Genomic DNA, 25380 nt, shown 5'->3' with positions numbered 1-25380 from the left:
GTTCGTCTTTTCGGCAGAGAATGTCACAGGAAACCTCCGGTATCCTTGCCGCCGGTCTTGGCGATGCCGCGGCGACGGAAATATTCAGCGATGGTGAGAAGGCAGATCGAGATGCAGACCAGCACGAAGCCAAGCGCCATGACGGCGGGCACCTTGGCCGGAAAGCGGAACTGGCCAAAGATATAGACCGACAGCACGGTCTGGTTGCCGCCCAGGAAGTAGGCGATGATGAATTCGTCCAGGCTGATGGTGAAGCAGATCAGCAGCGACGAGATGATGCCCGGCATCACCAGCGGCAGGATGATCAGCCGGAAGGTGGAGGCCGGCGTCTCGCCCAGGTCATAGGCGGCTTCCTCGAGCGAGCGGTCCAGCGACTGAAAGGCCGAGGTCAGGATCGCAACCGCAAAGGGCGTGCAGATCAGCACATGGCCCAGGATGATGGTAAAGATCGACAACGGCACCCCGATCGCGATCAGCACCACCAGGAGCGCCATCGACACGATCATTTCAGGCAGCACCATCGGCAGCATGATCAGGCCAAGGATGCCCGCCTTGCCCGGAAACTTGTAGCGGGTCGAGGCGCGGGCGGCAAAGATGCCCAGCGTGGTCGCCAGCACCGAGGCACAGACCGCGATCAAGAGCGAATTGCCGAAGGCCTTGAACAATTGCTGGTCGGCCCACATTTCCGCGAACCAGTTGGTCGTGAACCCGGCCAGCGGAAAGGCGATCACCTTGCTGTCATTGAAGGCAAACAGCGGCAAAAGCGCGATCGGCGCGTAGAGAAAGATCAGATAGGCGACGGCATAGAGCTTGAGAGAGGGGTTCTTCATCATTTGCTCTGCCCCTTGAGGAAGCGCCGGTTCAGCAGCAGGAACACCACCGCCACCGCGGCCACGATCAGCATCGCCGTCATCGCGATGGCCGAGCCTAGCGCCTTGTCATTCTGCTTGAGCATGATCGCCTCGATCCGGTTGGCAATCATCGGAAGCTTGCCGCCGCCGATCAGCTCTGGCGTGACGTAATCGCCGATGGTCGGGATGAAGACGATCAGCACCGCCGCGATCACGCCCGGCATCGACAGGGGCAGGGTGACGCGGAAAAAGGTCATCAGCTTCGATTCCCCCAGATCCTGCCCGGCCTCCAGGAAGGAGCGGTCGATCTTTTCCAGGCTCACGAAGATCGGCAGGATCGCGAAGGCCGCATAGGCATGGGCCAGCGTCATGATCATCGAGCCGAGCGAATAGTTGATGACCGTCAGCGGCTCGTCGATGATGCCCAGGTTCATCAGCCCCGAATTGATCACGCCATTATAGCCCAGGATCACCTTCCACAGGAAAACCCGGATCAGATACGAGGTCCAGAACGGGATGGTGATCAGGAAGATCCACATCGACTTGCGTTCGGGCCGCACATGAAAACTGACGAAATAGGCGACCGGATAGGCCAGCGCCACGGTCACCAGCGTCACCATGGCCGATACGGTCAGCGACCGCAGCATCAGCGCCTGGTCGATCCTGCCGGTCCAGACCTTGATGTAATTGTCAAAGGTCAGGCCCGCCGACAGGCCCACCTTGCTGTCCACCATCAGCGAATACAGCACGACCGCGATCAGCGGCGCGGCCAGCAGCAGCACCGCATAGATCGCGGTGGGTGACACCATCATCAAGCCGTTGGCAGCTTCGGTATTCCTGAAGCGCCCGGATGAGGAACCCCGGTTCATCATGCCCCCTGTTCGGTTTCTCCGCGTCTATGGGACGCAGGATTTTTCCTGATTTTCTGGCACAGGGAAGCGGGTCTGAAAAGGGGCCAAAATGCGAAACCCCCGCCAGGGGCGGGGGCGAACCGGGAACGGATTTGCACAAGGCCTTGTCAGGCATAGAAAAATAATTTGATCATTTTTTCAGCCCGCCACGCGGGCCACAGGGATTGCCCGTTTCTTCAGCTCGTCCAGCAGGGCGGGCACAATCCGCAGGCTGCGCGCGGCCAGGCGCAGCGCATCGGTCAGCCGACCCTCGGGCACCGCGGCCTCGACCTGCCAGACGATACGGCGGCTGACGCCATCGTCATAGACAATCTCGCGCTGGCCGCTGCGGCCCTTGCGCAGCGCAAGAAAATCGGCGCCCCCATGCGGGGCGTGAAAGGAAATCGCCTGTCCCATTTTCGGGTCCATTATGTTACTGCTCTGATTTCAATATGAAACCGGGCGCGTGGCGGGTCAAGCCGGCCAAGATGCGCCGCGCAGCACAAGGGCGTGAACGCGGCAGGCCGGTCACACCGCCATCATGTCGGCCGGGGGCGAGGCCAGCAGACGTGCGATCTTGGCCACCGCCGCGTCAAAGCGCGGGCGCGGAATGGCGCCGGCCACCGCGATGCGCAGCGCATGTGGCGCGCGACCATGGATCAGCGCATATTCATCGGCCTGCCGCACCAGCACCCCTTCGGATTCGGCCATGCGCGTGAAGGTCGATCCGCGCCAGCCCGTCGGCAGCGGCACCCAGATGAAGGGCAGGCCGGGTTGCCAGGACAGCCGATACCCGTCGAGCGCCGAAACCATATGCGTGAGCCGGGCCGAAAATTCGGCCTGCACTCCGCGCCGGATCTCATGTGCCGCGCCTGACCGCAGCAGATCGAGACACAGATCCGACACCGGCCGCGCCAGCGCAAAGAAGCCATGTTGTGCGGTCAGCCGTCCGGCCTCGCCCATGCCCGGGGGGCAGACGACAAAACCGAAACGCAGCGCCGCCGAGATCGACTTGGACAGCGATCCTACATACCAGCAGCGTTCCGGCGCCAGCGCGCGCAGGCAGGGCAGGTCGCTTTCGGCGACGGAATAGCAATCGTCCTCGACCACCTGCAAATCATAGCGCCGGGCGATCTCGATGATGGCGGCGCGGCGGGCGGCGGACATGCGGCAGGCGGTCGGGTTCTGTGCCTCGGGGGTCAGGACCAGCACCTGCGCGCTATGGCGGCGGCAGGCGGCCTCCAGCGCGTCGGGCACCATGCCCTCGTCATCCAGTTCGATCCCGACCACCTCGGCCCGCACTAGCCGCGCCGCGTGGCGGATGCCCGGATAGGCCAGATCCTCGGCCAGGATCACCGGACGGTCACCGCGCAGGCAACACAGGAAGATCAGCAAAAGCGCGTTCTGCCCGCCATGGGTCAGCGCGATATCCTCGGGGCGGATCTGGCCCATCTGCCGATCCGACAGCCAATCGACGATCGCCGCGCGCAGGGGCGCCTCGCCGCGCTGCGTGGGGTAGTCATCCCAGGAATGGCCCAGATCGGCGGCGATCCGTTGCAGCGCCTGCGCGAAGGCCGCGCCCTGGCCGACATCGGGCAATTGCGGCGAGCGGAAATCGACCAGCCAGGGTTCGCTGGCCAGGTCGCGTTCCTGAAACAGCGATTGTGTCGGCCCAAGGCGCGGGGCGCGGGCGGCGACAAAGGTGCCCCGCCCCACCGTGGCGGCCAGCAGCCCCTCTTGCGTCGCCATCTGATAGGCGCGGCTGACGGTGCCGGGCGTGACATGCAGATCCCAGGCCAGATCGCGCACCGTGGGCAATTGCGTGCCCGGCGGCAGCGCGCCCGAGCGGATCGCCTCGCGCAGGGCGCGGGTCAGCGACAGATATTTCGGCCCGGGAAATTGTGACAGGTCGGGGATCCAGTTTGTGTCAGTCACAATGTTCCTCTGGTGCTGTCGGGAATCGCATTGTATCAATCATACTACGCAATCTCGCGCATTGTATCAACACAAAAGGTGATATCATGGCCCGGTCAACGATGACCGCCCCGACGCTGCAACTCTCCCTGCCGCAAGCCTTGCCGCCGGTCTCGCGCCTCATTGTCGCGCTGGCCCAGACGGTTCTGGCCTGGGAGCTGCGCCGCAATGGCCGCCATGCCCTGAAGTCGCTCGATGCGCATCTGCTCAAGGATATCGGCCTGACCCCCGGCGCGGCCGAGGCCGAATGCGCCAAGGCGTTCTGGCAGGCGTGAGCCATCCCTGCCCAGCGGGTCAAATGGGCGTACCCCTGACTGGCCGGGGGCCGGAGCCATCCGGCCGTCCCGGCCTTTTTTGTCAGCTGTCGGGCGGCAACAGACCCAGGCCGCGCAGATAGATGCCGATCCCGGTTTCCAGCAGATCCTCGGGCGGGAACGGGCTTTTGGCGCCATTGCCCCGCATGTAAAGTTCCACGACACCATGGCTCATGGCCCAGATATGGGCCGAGACCATGCTGGGCGGCGGGCGGCGATTGGCGGGCAGGTGCTGTGACAGCCCATCGGCCGCACGTTCCAGCACCGCCCGCGCCCGCGCCGCCACCGGCGCCAGATCGGGAAAGGCCTGGGCGCTGATGCCGCTTTCAAACATCGCCATGTAATGACCGGGATATTTGCGCGCGAAAGCCAGATAGGCGCGGCCCGTCGCCTCGAACGCGGCCAGCGCGGTCGGGCGGCCGTCATCATAGGCGTATTCCATCAGCGCGCCGAAAATCTCGTAGCCCTGACGGGCCACCTCGGCCAGCAGGTCTTCGCGCCCGGCGAAATGGCGGTAGACGGCGGCAGGGGTGACCTCTGCCGCCTTCGCCGCCTCGGACAGGGTAAAGCCCTGCGGGCTTTTCTCGGCGATCAGATCGAGCGCGGCCTCGACCAGCGCCTGCCGCAGATTGCCGTGATGATAGCCGCGTTTAGTCATTCTCGCCGTCTGACCACAATTCCGGTCCGCCGCAGATCGCGGGGTCGGGCTGGCCGATGGCCTTGCCATCCTTGCCCTTGAATTCCACCGATTGCAGGATCGCCCGGATCACCGCCAGCCGCGCGCGTTTCTTGTCGTCAGAGCGCACGATGGTCCAGGGCGCATGGCCGGTATGGCTGCGTTCCAGCGTCTCGGCGATGGCCTCGCAATAGGGCTCCCACCGGGTCAGCCCCTCCACGTCGATGGGTGACAGCTTCCATTGCTTGAGCGGGTCTTTCTCGCGGGCGAGCATGCGGCGCAATTGTTCCGGCCGGCTGACATCGAGCCAGAATTTCAGGAAGGTGATCCCCTCGCGCACGATCATGTCCTCGAAATCGGGAAGCTGGCGAAAGAAGGCGTCCTTCTGGTTTTCGGTGCAAAAGCCGAAGACCGGCTCCACGATGCCGCGATTGTACCAACTGCGGTCAAAGAACACCATTTCGCCGGCGGCGGGGAACCAGTCGATATAGCGCTGGAAATACCATTGTGTCGCCTCGCGGTCCGAGGGTTTGGACAGCGCCACCACCTGCGCGCCGCGCGGGTTGAGGTTTTCGGTCAGCGCCTTGATCGTGCCGCCCTTGCCGGCGGCGTCGCGCCCCTCGAACACCACGATCATGCGCTTGCCAGTGGCCTTCACATCGGCCTGAAGCCGGACAAGCTGGGCCTGAAGCACCGCCATATCGGCCTCATATTCCTTCTTGCCGATTTCCTCCCGATAGGCATAGCCCTTGGAGAGGATCTCGTCCTTGCCGGCGTTTTCAATGCGCTTGCGCACCGCCTTGGGCGCTTCATCCTTGAAATAGCGGCTGATCGCGCCGTCAAATGGCAGGTCCATCACTGACTCCCCTCATCATCCTGGCGGCAGTCTAGGCGCAGCCCCGCGCGGCCCGCAAGGCGGATCACGGCGGCGCGGATCTCGGCCTCATGCGTGCGATGCGGCATATGGCCGGCGCCCTCGATCAGGGTCAGCCTGGCATCGGGCAGGCGCTGTGACAGCGGCAGGGCATGGATCGCGGCGGGCACGATTGTATCGCTGGTGCCGTGAACAATCTCGACCGGGCTCTGGATTGTATCATATTGCCCCGCCATGACGCGCACCACCGGCAAGAGGCTGTTGATCTGCCGGGCATTGGCGGCCAGCGCAGCGCGGCGCAGGATCAGCGGCACCCCGGCCGCCTGCCCATAGCCGGGCGGGCAGGGCTGGGGGGCAAAGACCTCGGTCATCGCGGCCTCGATCCGGCGGCGCGGCACATGGGCCGCGACCAGCGGCACCAGCAGCGCCCGCAGCGGCGCGGGTTTCGTGGCGGCATACCAGGCGCCCAGACCGCCGGGCCAGGGCATCGCCACGCCCGAGATCAGCGCCAGCCCCGCGACCGGCGCCTGCATCGCCCAGGCCAGTGCCACCGCCCCGCCATAGGAATGCCCCAGCAGCAGCGGGTGCCGCACCCCCAGCCCTTCGGCCGCCAGACGCATCAACCGGGCCTGTTCGCGCGGATCATCGACGCCCGGCGCCGACCAGCCCAGCCCCGGCCGGTCGATCAGCGTGACCCGGAACTGCGCGGCCAGCGCTTCGGCCAGTGCCTGCAATTCCCGCAGATTGGCCGAGGCGCCATGGATCATCACCAGATCCGGCCCGGCGCCGGTCTGCCACAGATGCAGCCGCCGCCCCTCGACCGTCACAACCGGGCCCAGGGCGGGAAAGCGCGCGGCAATCCGCGCCTCGCGCCCCCGGGCGCGCCAGCCGGTCAGCCCGGCCAGCCCAAGCCCGACCAGCGCGACCGTCTCAAGCACCGATATCTTCCACCCGGAAGGGCGTGGTCTGATAGACCTCGTTCACCCAGTTGCCATAGAGCAGATGGGCATGGCTGCGCCAACGGTTCAGCGGCGGGCGCGACGGGTCGTCCTCGGGGTAATAGTTCATCGGCACGTTGATCGGCGTGCCCTGCGCCACGTCGCGATCATATTCCTGCTTCAGCGTGTCGCTGTCATATTCAAAATGGTTGAAGATATAGAGCGCGCGATGCCCGGCATCCTCGACCAGACAGGGGCCGACCTCGTCCGACCCGAGCAGCGTGCGCAGCCCGGGCCTCATGTCGATCTCGGCCTGTTTCATCTCGGTCCAGCGGCTGACCGGAATCACGAAATCATCCGAAAAACCGCGCAGATAGGGCGAGGTCGGGCAGAGGTTGCGATGCCGGAAACAGCCAAAGGCCTTGTGATCCAGCATGTATTTCTTCACGCCATGGAAATGGTTGATCATCGCCATGCCACCCCAGCAGACGCCGAAGGTGGAATGGACATGGCTTTGCGTCCAGTTGAAGACGCGGGTCAGTTCCTCCCAATAGGTCACCTCCTCGAAGGGCAGGTGTTCGATGGGGGCGCCGGTGATGATCAGGCCGTCGAACTTTTCGCCGCTGGCCTCGACCTCGTCAAAGGGGCGGTAGAAGGTTTCCATATGTTCGGCGGCGGTGTTGCGGGTCTGATGCTCGCTCATGCGGATCAGGTGCAGGTCGATCTGCAAGGGCGTGGCGCCGATCAGCCGGGCAAACTGGTTCTCGGTCTGGATCTTTTTCGGCATCAGGTTCAGCAGCGCAAAGCGCAGCGGCCGGATGTCCTGGCGCGCGGCGCGTTCGGGCGTCATCACCATCACGCCCTCGCGGTTGAGAACGTCGAAGGCGGGCAGGGTTTCGGGCAGGGTAATCGGCATGTCACACTCCGTTCGGCGGAGAAGATGGGATACGCTGTGGCGCGATCAAGGGCGGCGATCGAGGGCGTCGGCGATCAGGTCTTCGAAGCCGCCAATGTCACGCACCTGCGCGACCTCTTCGACGGTGACCGTCACGCCCCATTCCGCCATGGCGGCATAGCGCGGCTGACGATGGGCAAGGGCGCGCGCATAGGTCCAGCGGACGAAATCGTCGGGGTCCACGGACTCGGGCGACACGCCCTTTTGCATTCGGTAATCGGCCCACATCCGTTCCAGGAAATGCGGCTGGTAATACATGGGCTTGGGCGCGCGATCAAAGCGGCGCACCAGTTCGGCGGTATGGGCCTCGGACCCCTTGATCCAGACCATCAGCAGGTTCTGCGACAAGGCGGTCATCACCGGATCGGCGGGGTTTTCCGGCTCCACCACCTCGCAGATCGACCCGCCGCTGTCGCACAGGAAATGCGGATAGCCATAAAGCTGTTCGGCGCGGGAAATGAAGCGCGTGGTATCGAGCAGCGAGGCCATCTCGGCCTCGCGGTGCTGCGCCTGCCGGCGCATGTATTCGTCAAAGGGCACGCCGCCCTTGGCCGGATCGCCGGGCTTGCCCAGATAGGTCGAAAGCGGCGCCAGATTGTCGAAGGTGATGTTCGAGGCGATATAGACGCTGTCGGTCATCAGCAATTCCCGCAGGAACGGCACCTTCATCGCCTCGCGCTTGAAATTGTCGGCGATATGTTCGCCCATGTAGCGCGTGCCGATGCGGTAATCGACCGAATAATGAAACCAGCCGCCCGCCGCCCGCAGCATCGAGGCGAGATGCGTCTTGCCCAGGCCCGACATGCCGAACAGCAGCACCCGCTTGCGCGGCGCCGCGCGCCAGTCTGCTGCCGAAGCGTAGATCATCGCCTGTTTCCCCATTCTTCGGCCTGTTCCTAGCGCGGCTGGCCGCAAAAGCAAAGGCCCCGCGCCGGGGCATGGCCCCGGTGCAAAAACAAAGGCCCCGCGCCGGGGAATGGCCCCGGTGCAAAAACAAAGGCCCCGCGCCGGGCGGGGCCTTTCATCGCCGGCAGGGGGCCGGATCAGAAGGTGAAGCCGACCTTCACACCCACGGCGACGGCATGGTTGTCGCGCATCTCGGCCACCGCGTTGTCGGGCGTGCCGGTCTCGGGCGAGGCATTGCCCAGGTCCAGATAGCGGGCGCCGAAGGTGACCTTCATGTTGTCCTGCGTATAGACCGCCGCCACGCCCAAGCCGCGATAGCCATTGGTCGGGGCCAGCGGCGAGACCAGACGATCGCCGCCCGGCTCATAGGTGACAAAGACCGAACCCGACCAGTTGTCGTTGAACTTGCGGCCCAGACCCAGCGTATAGGTCGTGGTATCCTCAAGCTCGGTCAGGCTGCCCAGACGCGGACCAAAGAAGGTGCCCGGCGCCACCTCGAAATTCGACCAGTCCACCCAGCGGATCGAGCCGAAGACCAGCGTATCCTTGGCGATGCCGGTCTGGAAATCGAGGTTGACCGCCTGCGGCGTGTCGGTTTCGGTGATCGCGTTCACGGTGGCCGCGCCCAGAACGGCGGCGGCACCACCCGGCAGGGTCTCCACCGTGTCGAACTTGTGCGTCACCTTGGAGAAATAGGTCAGCGCGACGCGCAGCGCGATCTCGGGCTTTTCAAAGGCCGCGCCGATCACATAGCCGGTGCCCCAGTCGGGCGCGAGATCTGCCTCATAGCCGTTGACCGACTGATAGGTCGCGGGGTCCGCCGGATCGAAGGCCGGCCCATAGGCACGGCCGCGCAGCGCCACATGCCCCGAGGCCTTGGAGGCGCGCAGCCCGCCATGGACCGAGAATTGCTCGGTGAACTTGTAGCGCAGCAGCGCGGTCAACCCCTCGCTGTCCACCGTGGCGGAGGTGCCGCCCAGCATGAACGAACTGCCCGCCGGATAGGCGATATCGGCGCCATAGGCATTGTCATAGATCAGCGCGCCCGACAGCTTGTCGCTGAAATCGTATTTGATCGCGAGCCCGGGCAGGTTGTGCTTGCCCGCCACCCCGCCGGTGGCCGCGCCGCCAAAGCCCGCAAGGTCATGGCCGCTCACGCTGGGCGTGATCTGGCCAAAGCTCAACTCGACATAGTTGCCCTTTTCAAAGAGCACGCCGACCGGCTGCCCCGATCGGTCGATCCCGCCGGCCAGTGCCATCGTGCCGGTCAGCCCGGTCGTGGCGGCCAGCACGCCGCAAAATGCGGTGAACTGTTTCATGGTGTCTCATCCCTTCCAACCCGGCCGTGTCCTCCTCCGCCGGTTGCGAAAAAGGCTATGCGGCGGCTTCTCTTTGGGTCAATCAATAACGCGACGTCAGCGTGGCGTGACGTTACGCGCTGTGGCCGGCGCGACAGTCCGCGCGCGGATATTGATCCAGTTCGCCAGAAAGATGATGCCACCGCCCAGCAGAACCGCCGCGTCCAGCGGCTCGTGATAAAGCGCCATCCCGACCAGAGCAATCAGCGGCAGGCGGGCAAAGTCGATGGGCACCACGACCGAGGCCGAGGCCAGGCTCAGCGCCATGGTCAGGCATAGATGCGCGATCACCCCCGCCGCGCCGATCACCAGAAGCCAGGGCAGGGTGGCCAGCGTCGGCAGGCCGATCCGCCCGTCCCAGCCGCTGGCCAGCAGCCCCAGCCCGGTCTGCATCAGCGTCAGCCAGAACAGGATCGAGACCAGCGTTTCTACCCGGGTCAGCCGCTTGGTCATGATCACGGATCCGGCAAAGCACAGCGCCGAGGCCGCCGCCGCCAGCACTCCGGGATCGAACCGCCCGAAATCGGGCCGCGCCACGATCATCGTCCCGACAAAACCCAGCCCAGCCGACAGCAGCTTGCGCGCGGTCAGCCCCTCGCCCAGCAAGAGCGGCGACAGCAGGATCACCCAGATCGGCGAGGTGAATTCCAACGCGAAGACCTGCGCCAGCGGAATGGCCGTCAGCGCCCAGAACCACAGGTTCTGCCCCGAGAAATGGATGATGTTGCGCAGCAGGTGCTGGGGCAGGCGGGCGGTCTGCACATCGCCAAGCCGCCCCATGGCCCCGGCGACCAGCACCACCAGACCAAAGCCCGTGACCGAACGCCAGAGCATGATCTCGAACGTGTCATGCACCCCGGAGACCGCGCGGCCCGCCACGGCCATGGCGGTAAAGGACAGGATGGATCCGACCATCCAGAGCGCGGCTTTCAGGGGGTGCGATGGGGGCATGGCGGTCTCCTTCCCGCCAGTGGTGGCGAGGCTTGCCGGGATTGTCCAGCCCCTTACCTTCGACCGCCCGTTCATGTTGGAGGTATCATGGCCCGCACGCTTTTGCGCGCGACTGACAGCCGCGTCGGTTTTGCGGAACTTTTCTACGATCTTGTCTATGTCTTTGCGATCACCCAGGTCAGCCACCTTCTGTTGCATCACTATTCGCTGCTCGGCGCGGTCGAGGCCGCGCTGATCTTTCTGGCGATCTGGTGGGTCTGGATTTACACGACCTGGGTGCTGAACCGCCTCGATCCGGAGCGGACCTATGTCCGGGCCCTGGTCTTTGTGCTGATGACGGCGGGGCTGTTCCTGTCGATGTCGATCCCCGAGGCCTTCGGGTCGCGCGGGCTGGTCTTCGCACTGGCCTATGTCGCGATGCAACTGGGGCGGACCGGCTTCATGTTCGCCGTCTCGCGTCAGGATCTGGTCTTGCGCAGCACCTAGCTGCGGATCATCATCTGGTTCTCGGTCGGCGCGCTGTTCTGGATCGCCGGCGGTCTGGCCGATGCGCATCACGGGCGGCTGCCGCTCTGGATCGCGGCAGTGGTCATCGACTATCTCGGGCCGGTCACCGGCATGTATGTGCCCGGTCTCGGCCGCGACGGCACGCACAACTGGGAGGTCAGGGGCGGCCATATCGCAGAGCGCTGCGGCCTGTTCGTCATCATCTGCCTTGCGAGACGCTGCTCGTCTCTGGTGCCACTTTCGCCGAGATGGAGTGGACGACGACGACCATGGCGGCCTTCCTCTCCAGTCTGCTGGGCGCGATTGGCCTGTGGTGGGTCTATTTCCACATCGGCCATCGCCGCGCCACACATCAGATCGAACATTCCGACGATCCCGGGCGGCTCGCGCGGCTGGCCTTCACCTATGCCCATATCCCGATCGTGGCCGGCATCGTGCTGGCTGCGGTCGGCGCGGAGCGGTCGATCGCGCATCCGGCCGACCCCGCGACCCTGGCCGAAGCGGCCAGCGTGCTGGGCGGGGTGCTGCTGTTCCTGGCGGGGAATGGCTGGTTCAAGCAGATCTCGGGGCGGAACTATCCGCTGTCGCATATGGTGGGGCTGGCGCCTGCCTAGGCCTGCTGGCCGCGCTGCCCTGGCTGAACCTGCTGGGGCTCAATATCGCCTCGACGGCGATCCTGCTGATCGTGGCGATCTGGGAACACCGGTCGGTCGGCGGCGAACTGGCGCCGGCCTAAATAGCGTGGCAGGGTGGGCGATCAGTCGCCCACCTCCTCGATGCGGAAATCGCGCAGGATATGGCGGGTCGCGGCGAACCAGGCACTGTCGCGGGTGCGGGCCTGATGCGCGTCAAAGGCGGCGCGGTCCCGAAAGCTCTCCATCACTTCGAAGGTCATGGGATCGTCGGTTTCCGCGATGTCAAAGGACAGGCAACCGGGTTCCGCCCGGGTCAGGGCGATGTGATCGGCCACATGCGCCAGGACGACCGCGCGGTCGTCCTCTGTCATGCAGATCAACTGTCCGCGCAACCTCACCATGCCGCATCCCCCCGATTTTTCGACGAAAAATCGCCGCTCTGCCTCATTCCAGCTCGATCGTGCCCGGCGGTTTCGACGTGAGGTCATAGAACACGCGGTTCACGCCCTTCACCTCGTTGATGATCCGGGTCATCGTCTCGCCCATGAAATCATGGCTGAACGGATAGGTATCCGCCGTCATGCCATCGACCGAGGTCACCGCCCGCAGCGCGACCGCGTAATCATAGGTCCGCCCGTCGCCCATCACGCCCACCGTTTTCATCGGCAGGATCGCGGCAAAGGCCTGCCAGATCTCGTCATAGAGCCCGTGCTTGCGGATCTGGTCGATATAGACCGCATCCGCCTCGCGCAGGATCGCCAGCTTTTCGCGGGTGATCTCGCCGGGGCAGCGGATCGCAAGACCCGGGCCGGGGAAGGGGTGGCGGCCGATGAAGCTGGCGGGCAGGCCCAGTTCGCGGCCAAGCGCGCGGACCTCGTCCTTGAACAGCTCGCGCAGCGGCTCGACCAGTTTCAACCCCATCTTTTCCGGCAGGCCGCCGACATTGTGATGGCTCTTGATCGTGACCGAAGGCCCGCCCGAGAAGCTGACGCTTTCGATCACATCCGGGTAAAGCGTGCCCTGGGCCAGGAATTCGGCGCCTTCGATCTCGTTCGCGTATTTCTGGAACACGTCGATGAACAGCCGGCCGATGGTCTTGCGCTTGGTTTCGGGGTCGGACACCCCTTCAAGCGCGCCGAGGAACAGTTCGCTCTCATCGGCATGGATGAGGTTGAGGTTGTAGTTCTGGCGGAACATCTCCACCACCTGCTGCGCCTCGTTCTTGCGCAGAAGGCCATGGTCCACGAAGACGCAGGTCAGCTGGTCGCCGATCGCCTCATGGATCAGGATCGCGGTGACAGAACTGTCCACGCCGCCCGACAGCGCGCAGATCACCTGCTTGTCGCCCACCTGTTCACGGATGCGCGCGATGGCGTCCTCGCGGTAGGAAGACATCGTCCAGTCGCCGGTAAAGCCTGCAAGGCGCACGAAATTTTCGTAAAGCTTCGCACCCTTGGGCGTGTGATGCACCTCGGGGTGGAATTGCACGGCATAGAAATGGCGCGCGGGATCGGCGGTGATGGCGAAGGGGGCATTGGGCGAGGTGCCATAGACCTCGAATCCGGGGGCCAGTTTCGACACATGGTCGCCATGGCTCATCCAGACCTGCTCGTCTCCGCCGGCGAACCAGCCGTCAAGAAGGGGCAGGCGCGCCGGGCTGGGCGTCACGAAGGCGCGGCCGAATTCGGCGGTGCCATGCCCGCCCTCGACCGTGCCGCCGAGGCAATGCATCATCACCTGCTGGCCATAGCAGATGCCGAGGATCGGCACGCCCAGATCGAAGACGCCGGCCGGCGGCATCGGCGCGCCTTCGGCATAGACGCTGGCCGGACCGCCGGAAAAGATCACGGCCCGGGGGGCGAATTCCTTGAGAAAGCGGTCATCCACACGATTGAACGGGTGGATTTCGCAATAGACGTTCAGTTCGCGCAGGCGCCGCGCAATCAGCTGCGTGACCTGGGAGCCGAAGTCGATGATGAGCAGGCGTTGATGCGGATGTGTCATGTGCGCGCCATAGCTTTGGCGGGCCGGAATCGCAAGGGGAAACCGGCCCGGGCGGGCGGGTTCGGGGGGCTGCCCGGCCCCTCGGGCCTGTGGCCCTCACCCCCGGGGAGATTTGCGAAAAGAAGAAAGGGCGGAATGTCGCTTTCGCGCCAAATGCGACGAAAACGGCTTTTGTCCGGCGCGGGCGCGGCGGCATATAGGGGGCAACGCAGGACTGCCCCTTTGGGCGCGTATGGAGGATGGCGGGATGAATGATGCAACAGCAGGCGGGCGTCGGGCCCGGGGCGGCGGCGCGGCCCGTCGGGCCGAGCGCACCGGCATCAGCTTTGACACCGCGCGCTTCATCGAGCGCAACATTCCGAATTTCGAGATTCTGAACGAGGAAGCGCTTCAGATCATCGAATGGAATGCCGAGACCGTTCTGGAAGAGATCGGCGTCAACTTCCTGGAAAACCCCGGCGCGCTGGCGCTGTGGAAGGCGGCCGGCGCCGATGTGCGCGGCGAGCGGGTGCATATTCCGCGCGGCCTGGCCCGCAAGCTCTGCGCCACGGCGCCGAAGACCTTTACCCAGCACGCCCGCAACCCGGCCCGCAATGTGGAAATCGGCGGGCGCAATCTGGTGCTGGCGCCGGTCTATGGCCCGCCCTTCGTGCGCGATCTGGAAGGCGGCCGGCGCTATGCCACCATTGCCGATTTCCAGAATTTCGTGAAGCTGGGCTATATGTCGAAATGGCTGCATCACAGCGGCGGCACGGTCTGCGAACCGACCGACGTGGCGGTGAACAAGCGCCATCTCGACATGCTGCACGCGCATATGACGCTGTCGGACAAACCCTATATGGGTTCGGTGACCGAGCCGGTGCGGGCCGAGGATTCGGTCGAGATGTCGAAGATCCTGTTCGGCGCCGATTTCGTCGATCAGAACGTGGTGATGACCTCGCTCATCAACATCAACAGCCCGCTGACCTTCGATTCGGTAATGATGGGCGCGCTGGAGGTCTATGCCAAGGCCGGGCAGGCCGCGATCATCAGCCCCTTCATCGTGGGCGGCGCCATGGCGCCGGTGACCGTGGCGGGCACGCTGACGCAGGTTCTGGCCGAGGTGCTGGCGGGCGTGGCCTACAGCCAGCTGATCCGCCCCGGCGCCCCGGTGATCTTTGGCGCCTTCGTGACCTCGATCGACATGAATTCCGGCGCGCCGACCTTTGGCACGCCCGAGGCCGCGCATATCACCTATGGCGCCGGGCAACTGGCGCGGCGGCTGGGTCTGCCCTACCGTTCGGGCGGGTCGTTCTGCGGCTCGAAACTGCCCGATGCGCAGGCGGCCTATGAGACCGCGAACAGCCTGAACATGGCGCTTCTGGCCGGCGTGAACTTCATGCTTCATGCCTGCGGCTGGCTTGAGGGCGGTCTGGTCTCCAGCTACGAGAAATTCGTGATGGATGCCGACCAGCTGGGCACGCTGCATCACCTCGCCAAGGGCGTGATGATGGACGAGAACGGGCAGGGGATGGACGCGATCCGCGAGGTCGGCCCCGGCGGTCACTATCTGGGCTGCGCCCATACCCAGGCCAATTTCAAGTCGGCCTTCTGGCGGTCGGACCTGCTGGATTACAAACCCTTCGAGACCTGGGACGAGGAAGGCGCCCGCGATACGCAGGTGCTGGCGGCGGAGCGCGTGAAAAAGCAACTGGCCGATTATCAGGCGCCGGCGATGGACGAGGGGGTGCGCGAGGCGCTCGATGCCTATGTCGCGCAGAAAAAGGCCTCGATGCCCGACGCCTTCATCTGAGCGATTGTGGCGGAAATGGAAACGGGCCGGGGTCACCCCCGGCCCGTTCGCATGTCGGCCCGTTCGTAGTTCTGCCCGTCTCTCGTCAGGCGGCGCCCTGCGGCGCGCGGGGCAGCAGATTGGCCTCGCACAGCAGCGCGATCAGCAGCTCGATATGGCGGTTGAGCGAATAGCTCGCATCGCCCGACTGGCGGATTTCCTCGATTTCCTCCTCGGCGCGGATCAGGCGGGGCAGGGTCTTTTCCGGCCCCGCGGCGCTGTCCAGACGCAGGATCCGGCGCAGATCGCGGTCACGCTGATAGTCGCTCAGCCCGCAACGGGCGGCGCGCAGCAGCAGCGCGGGGCGACGCAGATCGGCGAGGATTTTGCGGAAATCGGTCATTGGCAGGGTCTCCCGTTTTCGATGCGGAAACAATGGCACGGAACAACCTGTCGTTGCATTGCGCCCGTTTTCAGCGTGCGGCGCCACAGCTTTTGTTTAGCTTTTGGAAACAATTATGGGTCTCAGCCCGGCGGTGACAGGTTTTGTTAACCAATGGGTAACCAATGGCCCCGACGGTCGAATTTGCTCTCATCCGGGCAAAGCGACCGGAGGGCCGCAGGAAAACGAGACGATGGAACCCAATCTCAGCGCTGACTTCACCTTGCCCGCCTGGCTGCCCGATGCCGTCCGCCTCTATCTCGATCATACCGAAGACGGGGTGTCGCTGCGCGAACTGGCGCGGCGCGAAGGGGTCGCGGCCTCGACCGTCATGCGGCAGGTGCGGCGCTATGAGGCGCGGCGCGACGATCCCCTGGTGGACGAGGCGCTGGCCGCGCTGGCCCGTGCGCAGGACATGCGCGCCGGCCCCGGGTTCGATCGCGACAGGACCAGCAAGGAGAGCGATGACATGACTGCCCCGATCCGCCCGACCCCCGTCACCCTCGATGAGGCCGGCATCGCCCGCGAGGGTCGCCGCGTGCTGCGCCGCATGGCCGAACCCGGCGCAGTGATGGCCATCGCCCCCGACATGGACAAGGCCGCCGTCCTGCGCGCCGCGAGTGACGGGCGCATGGTGCAGACCGCGGTGCTGGAACGCGGCGTGGCGCAGGCCTTCGCGCTCAAGGACTGGATTGTCATCCACAAGACGCAAGGCCGGCTGACCACCTACGAGATCACCGCCCCCGGCCGCGCCGCGCTGCGCCGCCTGGTGGAGGAGGAAGACCGCCGCCGCATGGCGCATCATTCCGGCCTGGCCGAGGCCGCGACACCCTTTGCCGCCCAGCATGCCGACTGGACGGAACGCGAGATCGACAGCGGCGAGGGGCTGCGCCGGGCGCGGTTCAACCTGGCCGAAAGCCCGGTTGCCGTGCTGGCGCGGCGGCGCGACAAGGATGGCAAGGTGTTTCTGGAACCAGATCTGGTGCAGGCCGCCGAACGCCTGCGCGAGGATTTCGAACTGGCGCAGATGGGGCCGCGCGTGGCGCAGAACTGGGATCGCTTTCTGACCGGCGGCGATCGTGGCGGCTTTCGCGGCGAGGCGGGCCGGGCCGAGGGGCCGGCGGCCGCGCGTGACCGCGTGGCGGCGGCGCTGCGCGATCTGGGCCCGGGCCTCGGGGATGTGGCGCTCAGGGTCTGCTGTTTTCTCGAAGGGTTGGAGATCGCGGAAAAGCGCATGGGCTGGGCCGCGCGTTCGGGCAAGATCGTGCTGCGCATCGCGCTGCAACGGCTGCGCCGGCATTATGACGAAACCTATGGCCGCGCCGGTCCGCTGATCGGCTGAAACGGCCCTGACGGCGGCGCGCCGCCGTTAGGTCTGGCAATCGCGCTCAGGCGCTGGCGCGGGTGAAGCCCAAGGCATGCACCAGCCCGGCCAGTGCCCCGCCGGCCAGCGGCGCCACGATGAACACCCACAGATCGCCAAGCGCCTTGCCGCCGACGAACAGCGCCGGCCCGATCGACCGCGCCGGATTGACCGAAACGCCGGTGACATTGATGCCCAGCAGGTGAATCGCCGTCAGCGTCAGCCCGATGGCCAGCCCCGCGAACCCCGCCACGCTGCCCGGCCCCGTCACGCCCAGGATGACCGTGACAAAGATGAAGGTCGCGACGAATTCAAAGGTCAGCGCGGACATCAGCCCGTATTCGCCCAGATAGCCGGCGCCATAGCCGTTCTGGCCCAGACCGTTGCCGGCCAGCGAATAATCGGCCTTGCCGCTGGCGATCACCAGCAGGATCGCGGCACCGATGATGGCCCCCGCGACCTGCGCGACGGCATGGCTCACGAACTGGCCCGGCGTCATGCGCCCGGCCATCATCATGCCCAGCGACACCGCCGGGTTGAGATGCGCGCCCGAGATCGCCCCGATACCATAGGCGGCCGCAACGATCGCAAGGCCAAAGGCCAGCGAGATGCCGGTATGGCCGACATCGCCCCCGGCAATCACCGCGGTTCCGCAGCCGAACAGCACGAGGATGGCGGTTCCCAGCCCCTCGGCAATCATTTTCTTCGGCATGTTGACTCCTTCATTTACTGTTTAAGTGGCCCGGATCGGGGAAGCCCGCCCGCGCGACCCTGCCCGAAAGGGCCGGCTGGCTCTGGGTCGTGCCGGCGCCGTGCGACGTTCAACTTTCACGCGCGCCGGCACGCGGTTGCCAGACCCATGCAAAAAGCCTATGTCTGGGCCAAGACATGCGGCAGGGGAAAAATATCCGATGCGCGACCTGAAACTTCCCGATCAGCGCCACCCGGAAAAGGCGCATCGTCCCGATCAGGACCAACCCAAGAAACCCTCCTGGATCCGCGTCAAGGCGCCGACCTCGCAGGGCTACAAGGACACGCGCGACCTGCTGAAGGCCAACAAGCTGGTCACCGTCTGCGAAGAGGCGGGCTGCCCAAATGTCGGCGAATGCTGGAGCGCGGGCCACGCCACCATGATGATCATGGGCGATATCTGCACCCGCGGTTGCAGCTTCTGCAACGTGGCGACCGGCCGGCCCGAGGCGCTTGACGCGTTCGAGCCCGGCCGCGTGGCCCATGCGGTGCAGAAACTGGGGCTGAAACATGTGGTCATCACCAGCGTCGATCGCGACGATCTGGCCGATGGCGGGGCGGAGCATTTCGCCCAGACCATCCGCGCCGTGCGCCATCGCGCCCCCGACACCACGATCGAGATCCTGACGCCGGATTTCCTGAAATGCGATGCCAGCGCGCTGGAAACGGTGGTCGCGGCGCGGCCGGATGTGTTCAACCACAATCTTGAAACCGTGCCCGGGCTTTACCCCACCGTGCGGCCCGGCGCGCGCTATTTCCATTCGCTGCGTCTGTTGCAGCGGATCAAGGAGATGGATCCCACGATCTTTACCAAATCTGGCATCATGGTGGGCCTCGGTGAGGATGCGCAGGGCGTGCGGCAGGTGATGGACGACATGCGCTCGGCCGATGTCGATTTCCTGACCATCGGGCAATATCTGCAACCGACGCCGAAACATCACCGGGTGGATCGCTTTGTCACGCCCGAGGAATTCGCGGCCTATGAAAAGGCGGCCTTCGGCAAGGGGTTCCTGATGGTCTCGGCGACGCCGCTGACGCGGTCGAGCTATCACGCCGGCGAAGATTTCGCCCGGCTGCGCGCCGCGCGGATGGAAAAGCTCGGCCAGGTCTGACGGGGCGCCCGAGTTTTCGTCGAAAACTCGGATCCCCACGGGTTTTCGACGAAATCCGTGCGTCACAACAGCAGGTCTACCGGGCCGGAATGGCAAACCACGATGAATTGGTTGCCGCTGGAGATCAGGTGGAAACCGCGTCGCCGCACCTCGGCGACAAAGCGGGCACGGCCGACCTCGCGGTCCACCCAGCCGACCGAGCGGCGCACCACGCCGCCTTGTGCCGCCTGAGCCGAAAAGATCTGGCGCAACCAGCGTTCTGCGCGCGCCTCATCCGGCCCGGCGGGCAGGGCGCGCAAGGAAAGCGGCAGCGGTGAAGGGGCGGGGTGCATCTGCTGTCTCATCCCCGCAGTCTGCCGCGCCCTGGTTAAGGCGTGGTTAATCGCTTCAGGGCGACGGCGGCACCTTTTTCAGATAGGCGGCGACGGCCTGACGATCGGCCTCGGGCAGGCGGGCCATATTCTCCACCACATGCGCCATATGCCCACCCACGCTGTCGAATTCCGGGGTAAAGCCGGTGGTCAGATATTCGACGATCTCGTCCGCGCTCCAGCCCAGCTTAGCCGGGGTGATATTGGGGATGGTGCCCTGACCCGAGGGATTGGGCGCCCCGGCCAGCCAGCGGCCGGTCTCCAGCCCGCCCAGGGCATTGCGCGGCGTATGGCATTCGCCGCAATGCGCCATCGCCTCGGCGATATAACGCCCGCGCGCCTCGTCATCGGTCAGCGGATCGTCGATCACCCAATCGTCGCGCAGGAACAGCAGCTTCCACCCGCCCAGACTGCGCCGGATGTTGAAGGGAAAGCCGATCTCATGCGGCAGGCTTGCGGTATCGCTGGGCGGAAGCCCATCCATATAGGCCTTGAGATCGGCCACATCCTGCAACTCCATGCGGATGAAGGACGCATAGGGAAAGGCGGGGTAATAATGCTGCCCCTCGGGCGACACGCCGCGCGTCACGGCACTGGCGAAATCCGCCAGCGACCAGCCGCCGATCCCCTGCGCCGAGGGCGAGATATTGGGCGCGACGAAGGTGCCAAAGGGCGAGGGGAACTTTTGCCCGCCCGACAGCACCAGCTGCGCTTCGCCCGTGGCGCCGGGCGCCATGTGGCATGAGGCGCAGCCCGAGGCCCAGAACACCTGTTCGCCCCGCGTCGCATCGCCCGTCAGCCCGGCGGTCGCCTCGGGGGGCAGTGGCGCGGGCGCGGTCAGCCACCAGCCCAGGCCACCGCCGATCACCGCCAGGGCCAGCACAGTCGGGATCACGCGCATGGAAAACCTCCGTCCTTTTGCGACAGGCTAACCCGGAGAGCGCCGCCGCGTCACGCCGATAACGCCGCTGGCAGCGCGATCGTCCGACTTAGGTCCGATCGGAGAGCGCTTGCGCCAGCGCCTGCCAGGGCGCGGCGTCGAAATGCCCGCGTGCCCGCCCCGAGGGCGAGGGCAGCGCCCAGAGCCGCACCCCCGGCAGCCGCGCATCCTCGGGCAGCGGGCCGGCGCCCAGGTCGGGCCGCTGTAGTGCAAGCCGCGCGGCGGTCAGGCTGGTAAAGGCGAGATGCGCGGGCCGACAGGCAGCGATGCGGGGAAAGAGCCCCGGCGCATCCCAGGCCGCCGCCGGAATATCGGCATCGGCGCCGCTGGCCGTCTTGGCCAGATCGGTCAGGCCCAGGCCAAAGCCGGGCAGAAGGTGATCTTCCTCCGGGCGCAGCAGGCGCGGCGTCAGGCCGCATTCCGCCAGCAGCGGCCAGAAACGGTTGCCCGGCCCGGCATAATAATGCCCCTTGCGAGCCGAAGCCGCCCCCGCCGCCGTGCCGCAAAACACCGCGCGCAGGCCGGGCGCCAGCAGGTCGGGCAGGATCATTCGGTGAAACGGACCTTGCCGATATAGGGAAGGTTCCTGTTACGCTGCGCGAAGTCCAGCCCGTAACCCACGACAAATTCATCGGGAATTTCAAAACCGGTCCAGGTCGCGCGGATCTCCACCTCGCGGCGCGACGGCTTGTCGAGCAGGGCACAGACCTCCAGCCGGCGGGGGTTGCGGCTCTGCAACAGCCGCGTCACATGCGACAGGGTAAAGCCACTATCAACGATATCCTCCACCACCAGCACGTCGCGCCCCGCAATTTCGCCGCGCAAGTCCTTGAGGATACGCACTTCCTTGGATGAATGGCTGGCATCGCCATAGCTTGATGCCTCCAGGAAATCGACCTCGACCGGCAGGTCGATCTCGCGCACCAGATCGGCGATGAACATGAAGGATCCGCGCAACAGCCCCACCACGACCAGCCGGTCACAGCCCGCATAATGGGCGGTGATGTCGCGCGCCAGCGCCTCGACCCGTGCGGCAATCGCCTTGGCCGAGATCATGGGTTCGATCACATAAGGTCTGTCGGTCATGGCGGCCCCTTGATTTCTGCCGTTCGTTTACACATTACCAAAGGGGAAGTCACGCTTGGAAGACCGATGCCCACGCACCACGAGAAACGCATTCTGCCCTACAGGGCCCAGCAGATGTATGACCTCGTGTCGGATGTCGCCTCCTATCCGAAATTCCTGCCCTGGACGGCGGCGGCGCGCATCCGTTCGCGTCGTCCGATCCCCGGGGGCGAGGTGATGGAGGCCGATCTGGTCATCAGCTTCAAGGTGTTCCGCGAACGCTTTGGCAGCCGGGTCACGCTCTGGCCGGAGCAGATGAAGATCGACACGGAATATCTGGACGGGCCTTTCAAATTCCTCAAGAGCGCCTGGATGTTCCGCGATGTCGAGGGCGGCTGCGAGGTCGAATTCTTCGTGGATTTCGAATTCCGCAACGCCATATTGCAAGGCATCATCGGCATCGTCTTCAATGAGGCGATGCAACGTGTCGTCCGCGCCTTCGAGGCGCGCGCCAAGGATCTTTATGGCCCAGGCCTTGCCTGACGCCCGCTTTGAAAGGCCATCATGTCCCGCCGGATCGAAACCCGCCCGCTTGCCATCATCACCGCCTTTTCGGCGGCGGGCCTCATCGCCCTGACGGTGCTGGCGCTTTATATCGCGCAAGGGATCCTGATCCCGATCGCCTTCGCGCTGGTCGTGGCCTTCGTGCTGTGGACGGTAGTGGACTGGATGGGCCGGGTGCCGGGGCTGCGGCTCTTGCCGTCCTTCCTGCACCATGTCTTTGTGCTGGGCCTGTTCGTTGTGGCGATCTTTCTGGCGATTTCCACCCTGCGCAGCAATGGCGAGGTGCTGGTGCAGCGCCTGCCGCAATATACCACCAACATTCTGGGGCTGGTGAACGGGCTGGATGCGCGGTTCCGCATCGACCAGTATATTCCCGGCGGGCTGACCAAGATCGTCACCTCCAACCTTGATCTGCAAGGGGTCGCGCGGCAGGCGCTGACCGCGCTTGGCAGCCTGGGCGGGCTTCTGGTGCTGATCCTGCTCTATACCTCGTTCCTGATGGTGGAATATGGCGGCTTCGTGAAGAAGCTGCATCTGGCCTATCCGCAGGGCGACAAGGCCGAACAGCTGATCGCGCTGTCGTCGGATATCAACAGCCGGATCGGCGGCTTTCTGGCGGTCAAGACGGTAATCAACATCGTTCTGGGGCTCCTGTCCTATTTCGCGTTGAAATTCCTGGGGATCGAGCTGGCGGGCTTTTGGGCGATCTATATCGGCATCCTGAATTACACGCCCTATCTCGGCTCGGCCGCCGGGGTGGTGGCGCCGACGCTGATGACGCTGGCGCAGACCGGCGATCTGAAGCACACTTTCCTGACCATGGCGGCGCTGTCGGCGCTGCAATTCGTCATCGGCTCGCTGATCGAGCCGCATGTGATGGGCCGGCGCATCAACCTGTCGCCGATGATGGTGCTGGTGAGCCTTGCCTCCTGGTATGCGCTTTGGGGCCTGCCGGGGGCGGTGTTGGCGGTGCCGATGACGGTGATCATTCTGGCGGTGCTGGGGGCCATTCCCTTTACCCGTCCGGCGGCGATCCTGTTGTCAAATGACGGGCGGATCGGCGAGGGCAAGCGCCAGCAGGCCTAGCGCATGGTCGCGCGTCGCGGCCCGCACCGCGGCGCGCCCGATGGCGCCAAATTCCACGGTTTCACAGCGGGTTGGGCGGCCTTTTTGCGACAGGCCGAAACAGACCCGGCCTTCGGGTTTGTGTTCTGATCCGCCGGGGCCGGCGATCCCGGTGACCGAAACCGCCAGCGTCGCGCGCGAATGCGCCAATGCGCCTTCGGCCATTTCCCGCGCCACCTGTTCCGACACCGCGCCTAACGCGTCGAGCGTGGGCGCGCGCACGCCCAGCATGTCTTGCTTGGCGGCGTTGGAATAGGTGACAAAGCCGCGGTCGAACACGTCGGATGATCCGGGAATATCGGTCAGCGCAGCTGCGATCATCCCGCCGGTGCAGCTTTCGGCAGTGGCGATCACCGCGCCGGATTTTCGGGCAAGATCAAGCAGTTCCGCGACGTTCATCGCATGATCACCCCATGCGCGACCCCGGCCGCGACGATCACCGCGAGGCCCGCGAACAGCCCCGCCCAGAGATCGTCGAGCATGACCCCCTGCCAGTCACCGCGCCGGTCGGCCCGACCCACCAGCCAGGGCTTCCAGATGTCGAACAGGCGAAAGAACAGAAAGGCCGCGACCCAGCCGGGATAGGCGACCACGGCCCAATCCTCCAGCCCGCGCTGCCAGAAGGCATAGGCCGGGAACAGCAGCGCCAGCCATTGCCCCGCCACCTCGTCGATCACGATTTCCGACGGGTCTTCGCCGGGGCGGTCGGCCAGGGCCACGCGGCAGGCGAGGAAACCGACGCAAGTTACCAGAAACGTTGCGATAACCAGCGCAGGGAACCCCAGGAAACGGTCAATGGCGATACCAAGCGCGACCGCGCCCGCCGAACCCCATGTGCCCGGTGCCGGGCGCAGCAGGCCCAGCCCGAAGAAGGTGGTCAGAACCCGGATCATGCCTGCACCAGCGTGGCGGTGGCGATGGCGGCGATGCCTTCCTCGCGCCCGGTAAAGCCCAGCCGTTCGGATGTGGTGGCCTTGACGCTGACCCGATGCGCCTCAACCCCCATGATCGCGGCAAGCCGGGTCTGCATCGCCTCGGCATGGGGGCCGATCTTGGGCAGTTCGCAAATCAGGGTCACGTCGCCATTCGACAGGCGAAACCCCATTTGCCGTGCCAGATCAATGGCATGCCGCAGAAAGATGTGGCTTTCTGCGCCCTTCCATTGCGGGTCGGAGGGCGGGAAATGCCGGCCGATATCGCCCTGGGCCAGCGCGCCATAGATCGCGTCGGTCAGCGCATGCATGCCCACATCGGCATCGGAATGGCCCAGCAGGCCATTGCCATGCGGCACCTTCACGCCACAGAGCCAGACATGATCGCCCTCGGTAAAGGCGTGAACGTCAAAGCCGTTGCCCAGCCGGATTTCCATGCCGCGCTCCCTCAATATTGCTTCGGCCCGGGCGAAATCGCCGGGATAGGTCAGTTTCAGATTGTCATCCTCGCCCGGCACGATGGCAACCGGCAATCCGGCGGCGCGGGCGACCTCCACATCATCGGCCGCGCCGCCGCCATGGGCGCGATGCGCGGCCAGTATCGCATCAAGGTGAAAGGCCTGCGGGGTTTGCGCCCGCCACAGCCCGTCGCGCGATTGCGTGCCGCTGACCATGCCGTCGGCCCCGCGCCACAGCGCATCGGTCACCGGCAGCGCGGGCGCGGCGGCGGGGCTGCGCTCCAGCGCGACGGTCATGCGCGCGATCAGGGCGGCACTGACCAGCGGGCGCGCGCCATCATGGATCAAGACGCGGGAAAAGCCGCGGCCCGCCAGCGCCTCCAGCGCGTTGCGCACCGATTGCGCCCGGTCGGCGCCACCCTCGACCAACTGCTCGGCCCCGAGGGCGGCGGCCCGGTCGCGGTCGTCGGGATGGATCACCAGCACCCGGTGCAGCCCGGCAAAGGCCGCCAGCGTATGCGCCAGCACCGGACGGCCCGCCAGCATCTGCCATTGCTTTGGCACATCGCCCCCGGCGCGGCTGCCGCGTCCGGCGGCGACGATGATCGCGGCGATGGTCATGCGGCGCCCCCCCTTGTTGTTCTGCCGTTCCTA

29 protein-coding genes and 1 pseudogene are annotated in these 25380 nt (G+C 65.5%); 8 read left to right on the top strand and 22 right to left on the bottom strand.

Features of this window, described 5'->3' with window-relative positions:
- Positions 1-23 precede the first annotated feature (23 nt).
- From FOA17_RS14870 to FOA17_RS14855, 4 genes are all read right to left on the bottom strand, one after another.
- Positions 24-830 carry an ABC transporter permease gene (locus FOA17_RS14870; protein ID WP_149142409.1) on the bottom strand — a complete coding sequence of 269 codons (807 nt, stop codon included), beginning with the start codon at positions 828-830 and terminating at the stop codon, positions 24-26.
- Positions 830-1720 carry an ABC transporter permease gene (locus tag FOA17_RS14865; RefSeq protein ID WP_149142282.1) on the bottom strand — a complete coding sequence of 297 codons (891 nt, stop codon included), beginning with the start codon at positions 1718-1720 and terminating at the stop codon, positions 830-832. The genes FOA17_RS14870 and FOA17_RS14865 overlap by 1 nt, the downstream gene beginning before the upstream one ends.
- Positions 1721-1900: 180 nt before the next feature.
- Entirely contained in the window at positions 1901-2158 is a 258-nt protein-coding gene (locus tag FOA17_RS14860; protein WP_203232337.1) for a hypothetical protein, read from the bottom strand.
- 111 nt (positions 2159-2269) lie between these two features.
- Positions 2270-3676: an aminotransferase-like domain-containing protein gene (locus tag FOA17_RS14855; RefSeq protein ID WP_149142280.1), complete on the bottom strand. Its 1407-nt coding sequence runs from the start codon at positions 3674-3676 to the stop codon at positions 2270-2272.
- An 86-nt stretch (positions 3677-3762) separates the two neighbouring features.
- On the opposite strand from FOA17_RS14855, the gene FOA17_RS14850 reads away from it, so the two are divergent.
- On the top strand, positions 3763-3990 hold the full coding sequence (locus FOA17_RS14850; protein WP_238991835.1) for a DUF1127 domain-containing protein: 228 nt from the start codon (positions 3763-3765) through the stop codon (positions 3988-3990).
- 82 nt (positions 3991-4072) lie between these two features.
- Here the strand turns inward: FOA17_RS14850 and FOA17_RS14845 are convergent, their stop codons facing one another.
- The 7 genes from FOA17_RS14845 to FOA17_RS14815 form a co-directional block, all read right to left on the bottom strand.
- Positions 4073-4687 (bottom strand): TetR/AcrR family transcriptional regulator, encoded by a 615-nt coding sequence (locus tag FOA17_RS14845; RefSeq protein WP_149142279.1) that lies wholly within the window; start codon positions 4685-4687, stop codon positions 4073-4075.
- Positions 4680-5561 carry a polyphosphate kinase 2 gene (gene ppk2, locus FOA17_RS14840; RefSeq protein WP_149142278.1) on the bottom strand — a complete coding sequence of 294 codons (882 nt, stop codon included), beginning with the start codon at positions 5559-5561 and terminating at the stop codon, positions 4680-4682. Before ppk2 ends, FOA17_RS14845 begins: the two co-directional genes overlap by 8 nt.
- Entirely contained in the window at positions 5561-6517 is a 957-nt protein-coding gene (locus FOA17_RS14835) for an alpha/beta fold hydrolase (protein WP_149142277.1), read from the bottom strand. Before FOA17_RS14835 ends, ppk2 begins: the two co-directional genes overlap by 1 nt.
- Entirely contained in the window at positions 6510-7433 is a 924-nt protein-coding gene (gene metA / locus FOA17_RS14830; RefSeq protein WP_149142276.1) for a homoserine O-acetyltransferase MetA, read from the bottom strand. The genes FOA17_RS14835 and metA overlap by 8 nt, the downstream gene beginning before the upstream one ends.
- 45 nt (positions 7434-7478) lie before the next feature.
- Positions 7479-8339, bottom strand: coding sequence for an ATPase (locus tag FOA17_RS14825; protein WP_149142275.1), 861 nt, complete (start codon positions 8337-8339; stop codon positions 7479-7481).
- Between the two features lie 176 nt (positions 8340-8515).
- Positions 8516-9697, bottom strand: a complete 1182-nt coding sequence (locus FOA17_RS14820) for an OmpP1/FadL family transporter (RefSeq protein ID WP_149142274.1) — start codon at positions 9695-9697, stop codon at positions 8516-8518.
- Positions 9698-9793: 96 nt separating this feature from the next.
- Positions 9794-10687, bottom strand: a complete 894-nt coding sequence (locus FOA17_RS14815) for a DMT family transporter (protein WP_149142273.1) — start codon at positions 10685-10687, stop codon at positions 9794-9796.
- Here FOA17_RS14815 and FOA17_RS20325 point away from each other — a divergent pair.
- Positions 10586-11392, top strand: a pseudogene (locus tag FOA17_RS20325) (low temperature requirement protein A); the annotation flags it as partial. The gene FOA17_RS14815 and the pseudogene FOA17_RS20325 sit on opposite strands and share 102 nt — an antisense overlap.
- Positions 11344-11808, top strand: coding sequence for a low temperature requirement protein A (locus FOA17_RS20320; RefSeq protein WP_275260130.1), 465 nt, complete (start codon positions 11344-11346; stop codon positions 11806-11808). The pseudogene FOA17_RS20325 and the gene FOA17_RS20320, both read left to right, overlap by 49 nt.
- A gap of 143 nt (positions 11809-11951) precedes the next feature.
- On the opposite strand, the gene FOA17_RS14805 is transcribed toward FOA17_RS20320, so the two are convergent.
- Both FOA17_RS14805 and guaA read right to left on the bottom strand, forming a co-directional pair.
- Positions 11952-12200, bottom strand: a complete 249-nt coding sequence (locus tag FOA17_RS14805; protein WP_238991834.1) for a putative quinol monooxygenase — start codon at positions 12198-12200, stop codon at positions 11952-11954.
- Between the two features lie 73 nt (positions 12201-12273).
- A complete protein-coding gene (guaA, locus tag FOA17_RS14800; protein WP_149142271.1) occupies positions 12274-13833 on the bottom strand; it encodes a glutamine-hydrolyzing GMP synthase in 1560 nt (519 codons plus the stop codon).
- Between the two features lie 247 nt (positions 13834-14080).
- Between guaA and FOA17_RS14795 the strand changes: the two genes are divergently transcribed.
- Entirely contained in the window at positions 14081-15625 is a 1545-nt protein-coding gene (locus FOA17_RS14795) for a trimethylamine methyltransferase family protein (RefSeq protein WP_149142270.1), read from the top strand.
- 85 nt (positions 15626-15710) lie between these two features.
- On the opposite strand, the gene FOA17_RS14790 is transcribed toward FOA17_RS14795, so the two are convergent.
- On the bottom strand, positions 15711-16007 hold the full coding sequence (locus FOA17_RS14790; protein WP_149142269.1) for a DUF6477 family protein: 297 nt from the start codon (positions 16005-16007) through the stop codon (positions 15711-15713).
- 232 nt (positions 16008-16239) lie between these two features.
- Here FOA17_RS14790 and FOA17_RS14785 point away from each other — a divergent pair, with 232 nt between their 5' ends.
- Positions 16240-17388, top strand: coding sequence for a DUF6456 domain-containing protein (locus tag FOA17_RS14785; protein WP_149142268.1), 1149 nt, complete (start codon positions 16240-16242; stop codon positions 17386-17388).
- Positions 17389-17434: 46 nt separating this feature from the next.
- On the opposite strand, the gene FOA17_RS14780 is transcribed toward FOA17_RS14785, so the two are convergent.
- Positions 17435-18121: an aquaporin gene (locus FOA17_RS14780; RefSeq protein WP_149142267.1), complete on the bottom strand. Its 687-nt coding sequence runs from the start codon at positions 18119-18121 to the stop codon at positions 17435-17437.
- A gap of 199 nt (positions 18122-18320) precedes the next feature.
- Here FOA17_RS14780 and lipA point away from each other — a divergent pair, with 199 nt between their 5' ends.
- Entirely contained in the window at positions 18321-19271 is a 951-nt protein-coding gene (gene lipA / locus FOA17_RS14775; protein ID WP_149142266.1) for a lipoyl synthase, read from the top strand.
- Positions 19272-19333: 62 nt separating this feature from the next.
- Here the strand turns inward: lipA and FOA17_RS14770 are convergent, their stop codons facing one another.
- From FOA17_RS14770 to hpt, 4 genes are all read right to left on the bottom strand, one after another.
- Complete coding sequence (locus FOA17_RS14770; protein WP_238991833.1) at positions 19334-19603, bottom strand: N-(5'-phosphoribosyl)anthranilate isomerase; 270 nt, start codon at positions 19601-19603, stop codon at positions 19334-19336.
- Between the two features lie 55 nt (positions 19604-19658).
- Complete coding sequence (locus FOA17_RS14765; protein WP_149142265.1) at positions 19659-20543, bottom strand: c-type cytochrome; 885 nt, start codon at positions 20541-20543, stop codon at positions 19659-19661.
- A gap of 88 nt (positions 20544-20631) precedes the next feature.
- On the bottom strand, positions 20632-21132 hold the full coding sequence (locus FOA17_RS14760; RefSeq protein ID WP_149142264.1) for a mismatch-specific DNA-glycosylase: 501 nt from the start codon (positions 21130-21132) through the stop codon (positions 20632-20634).
- On the bottom strand, positions 21129-21668 hold the full coding sequence (gene hpt / locus FOA17_RS14755; RefSeq protein WP_149142263.1) for a hypoxanthine phosphoribosyltransferase: 540 nt from the start codon (positions 21666-21668) through the stop codon (positions 21129-21131). The genes FOA17_RS14760 and hpt overlap by 4 nt, the downstream gene beginning before the upstream one ends.
- 66 nt (positions 21669-21734) lie before the next feature.
- On the opposite strand from hpt, the gene FOA17_RS14750 reads away from it, so the two are divergent.
- Together FOA17_RS14750 and FOA17_RS14745 are read left to right on the top strand one after the other, a co-directional pair.
- Positions 21735-22190: a type II toxin-antitoxin system RatA family toxin gene (locus tag FOA17_RS14750; protein WP_149142262.1), complete on the top strand. Its 456-nt coding sequence runs from the start codon at positions 21735-21737 to the stop codon at positions 22188-22190.
- A 21-nt stretch (positions 22191-22211) separates the two neighbouring features.
- Positions 22212-23297: an AI-2E family transporter gene (locus FOA17_RS14745; protein ID WP_149142261.1), complete on the top strand. Its 1086-nt coding sequence runs from the start codon at positions 22212-22214 to the stop codon at positions 23295-23297.
- Here FOA17_RS14745 and FOA17_RS14740 read toward each other — a convergent pair.
- Genes FOA17_RS14740 through FOA17_RS14730 form a run of 3 tightly spaced genes read right to left on the bottom strand, consistent with a single transcriptional unit; the run spans position 23253 to position 25347 of the window.
- Positions 23253-23735 carry a CinA family protein gene (locus FOA17_RS14740; protein WP_149142260.1) on the bottom strand — a complete coding sequence of 161 codons (483 nt, stop codon included), beginning with the start codon at positions 23733-23735 and terminating at the stop codon, positions 23253-23255. The two genes, FOA17_RS14745 and FOA17_RS14740, sit on opposite strands and share 45 nt — an antisense overlap.
- Complete coding sequence (locus tag FOA17_RS14735; RefSeq protein ID WP_162528274.1) at positions 23732-24229, bottom strand: phosphatidylglycerophosphatase A family protein; 498 nt, start codon at positions 24227-24229, stop codon at positions 23732-23734. Before FOA17_RS14735 ends, FOA17_RS14740 begins: the two co-directional genes overlap by 4 nt.
- Entirely contained in the window at positions 24226-25347 is a 1122-nt protein-coding gene (locus tag FOA17_RS14730) for a bifunctional 2-C-methyl-D-erythritol 4-phosphate cytidylyltransferase/2-C-methyl-D-erythritol 2,4-cyclodiphosphate synthase (protein WP_149142259.1), read from the bottom strand. Before FOA17_RS14730 ends, FOA17_RS14735 begins: the two co-directional genes overlap by 4 nt.
- Between the last annotated feature and the right edge of the window lie 33 nt (positions 25348-25380).

The sequence above is a fragment of the Gemmobacter caeruleus genome (assembly GCF_008271655.1).
In the GTDB taxonomy this organism is placed as follows: Bacteria; Pseudomonadota; Alphaproteobacteria; order Rhodobacterales; family Rhodobacteraceae; genus Gemmobacter; species Gemmobacter caeruleus.
The sequence above is the reverse complement of the archived record's forward strand: the minus strand, read 5'-3'. Positions and strand labels throughout refer to the sequence as shown.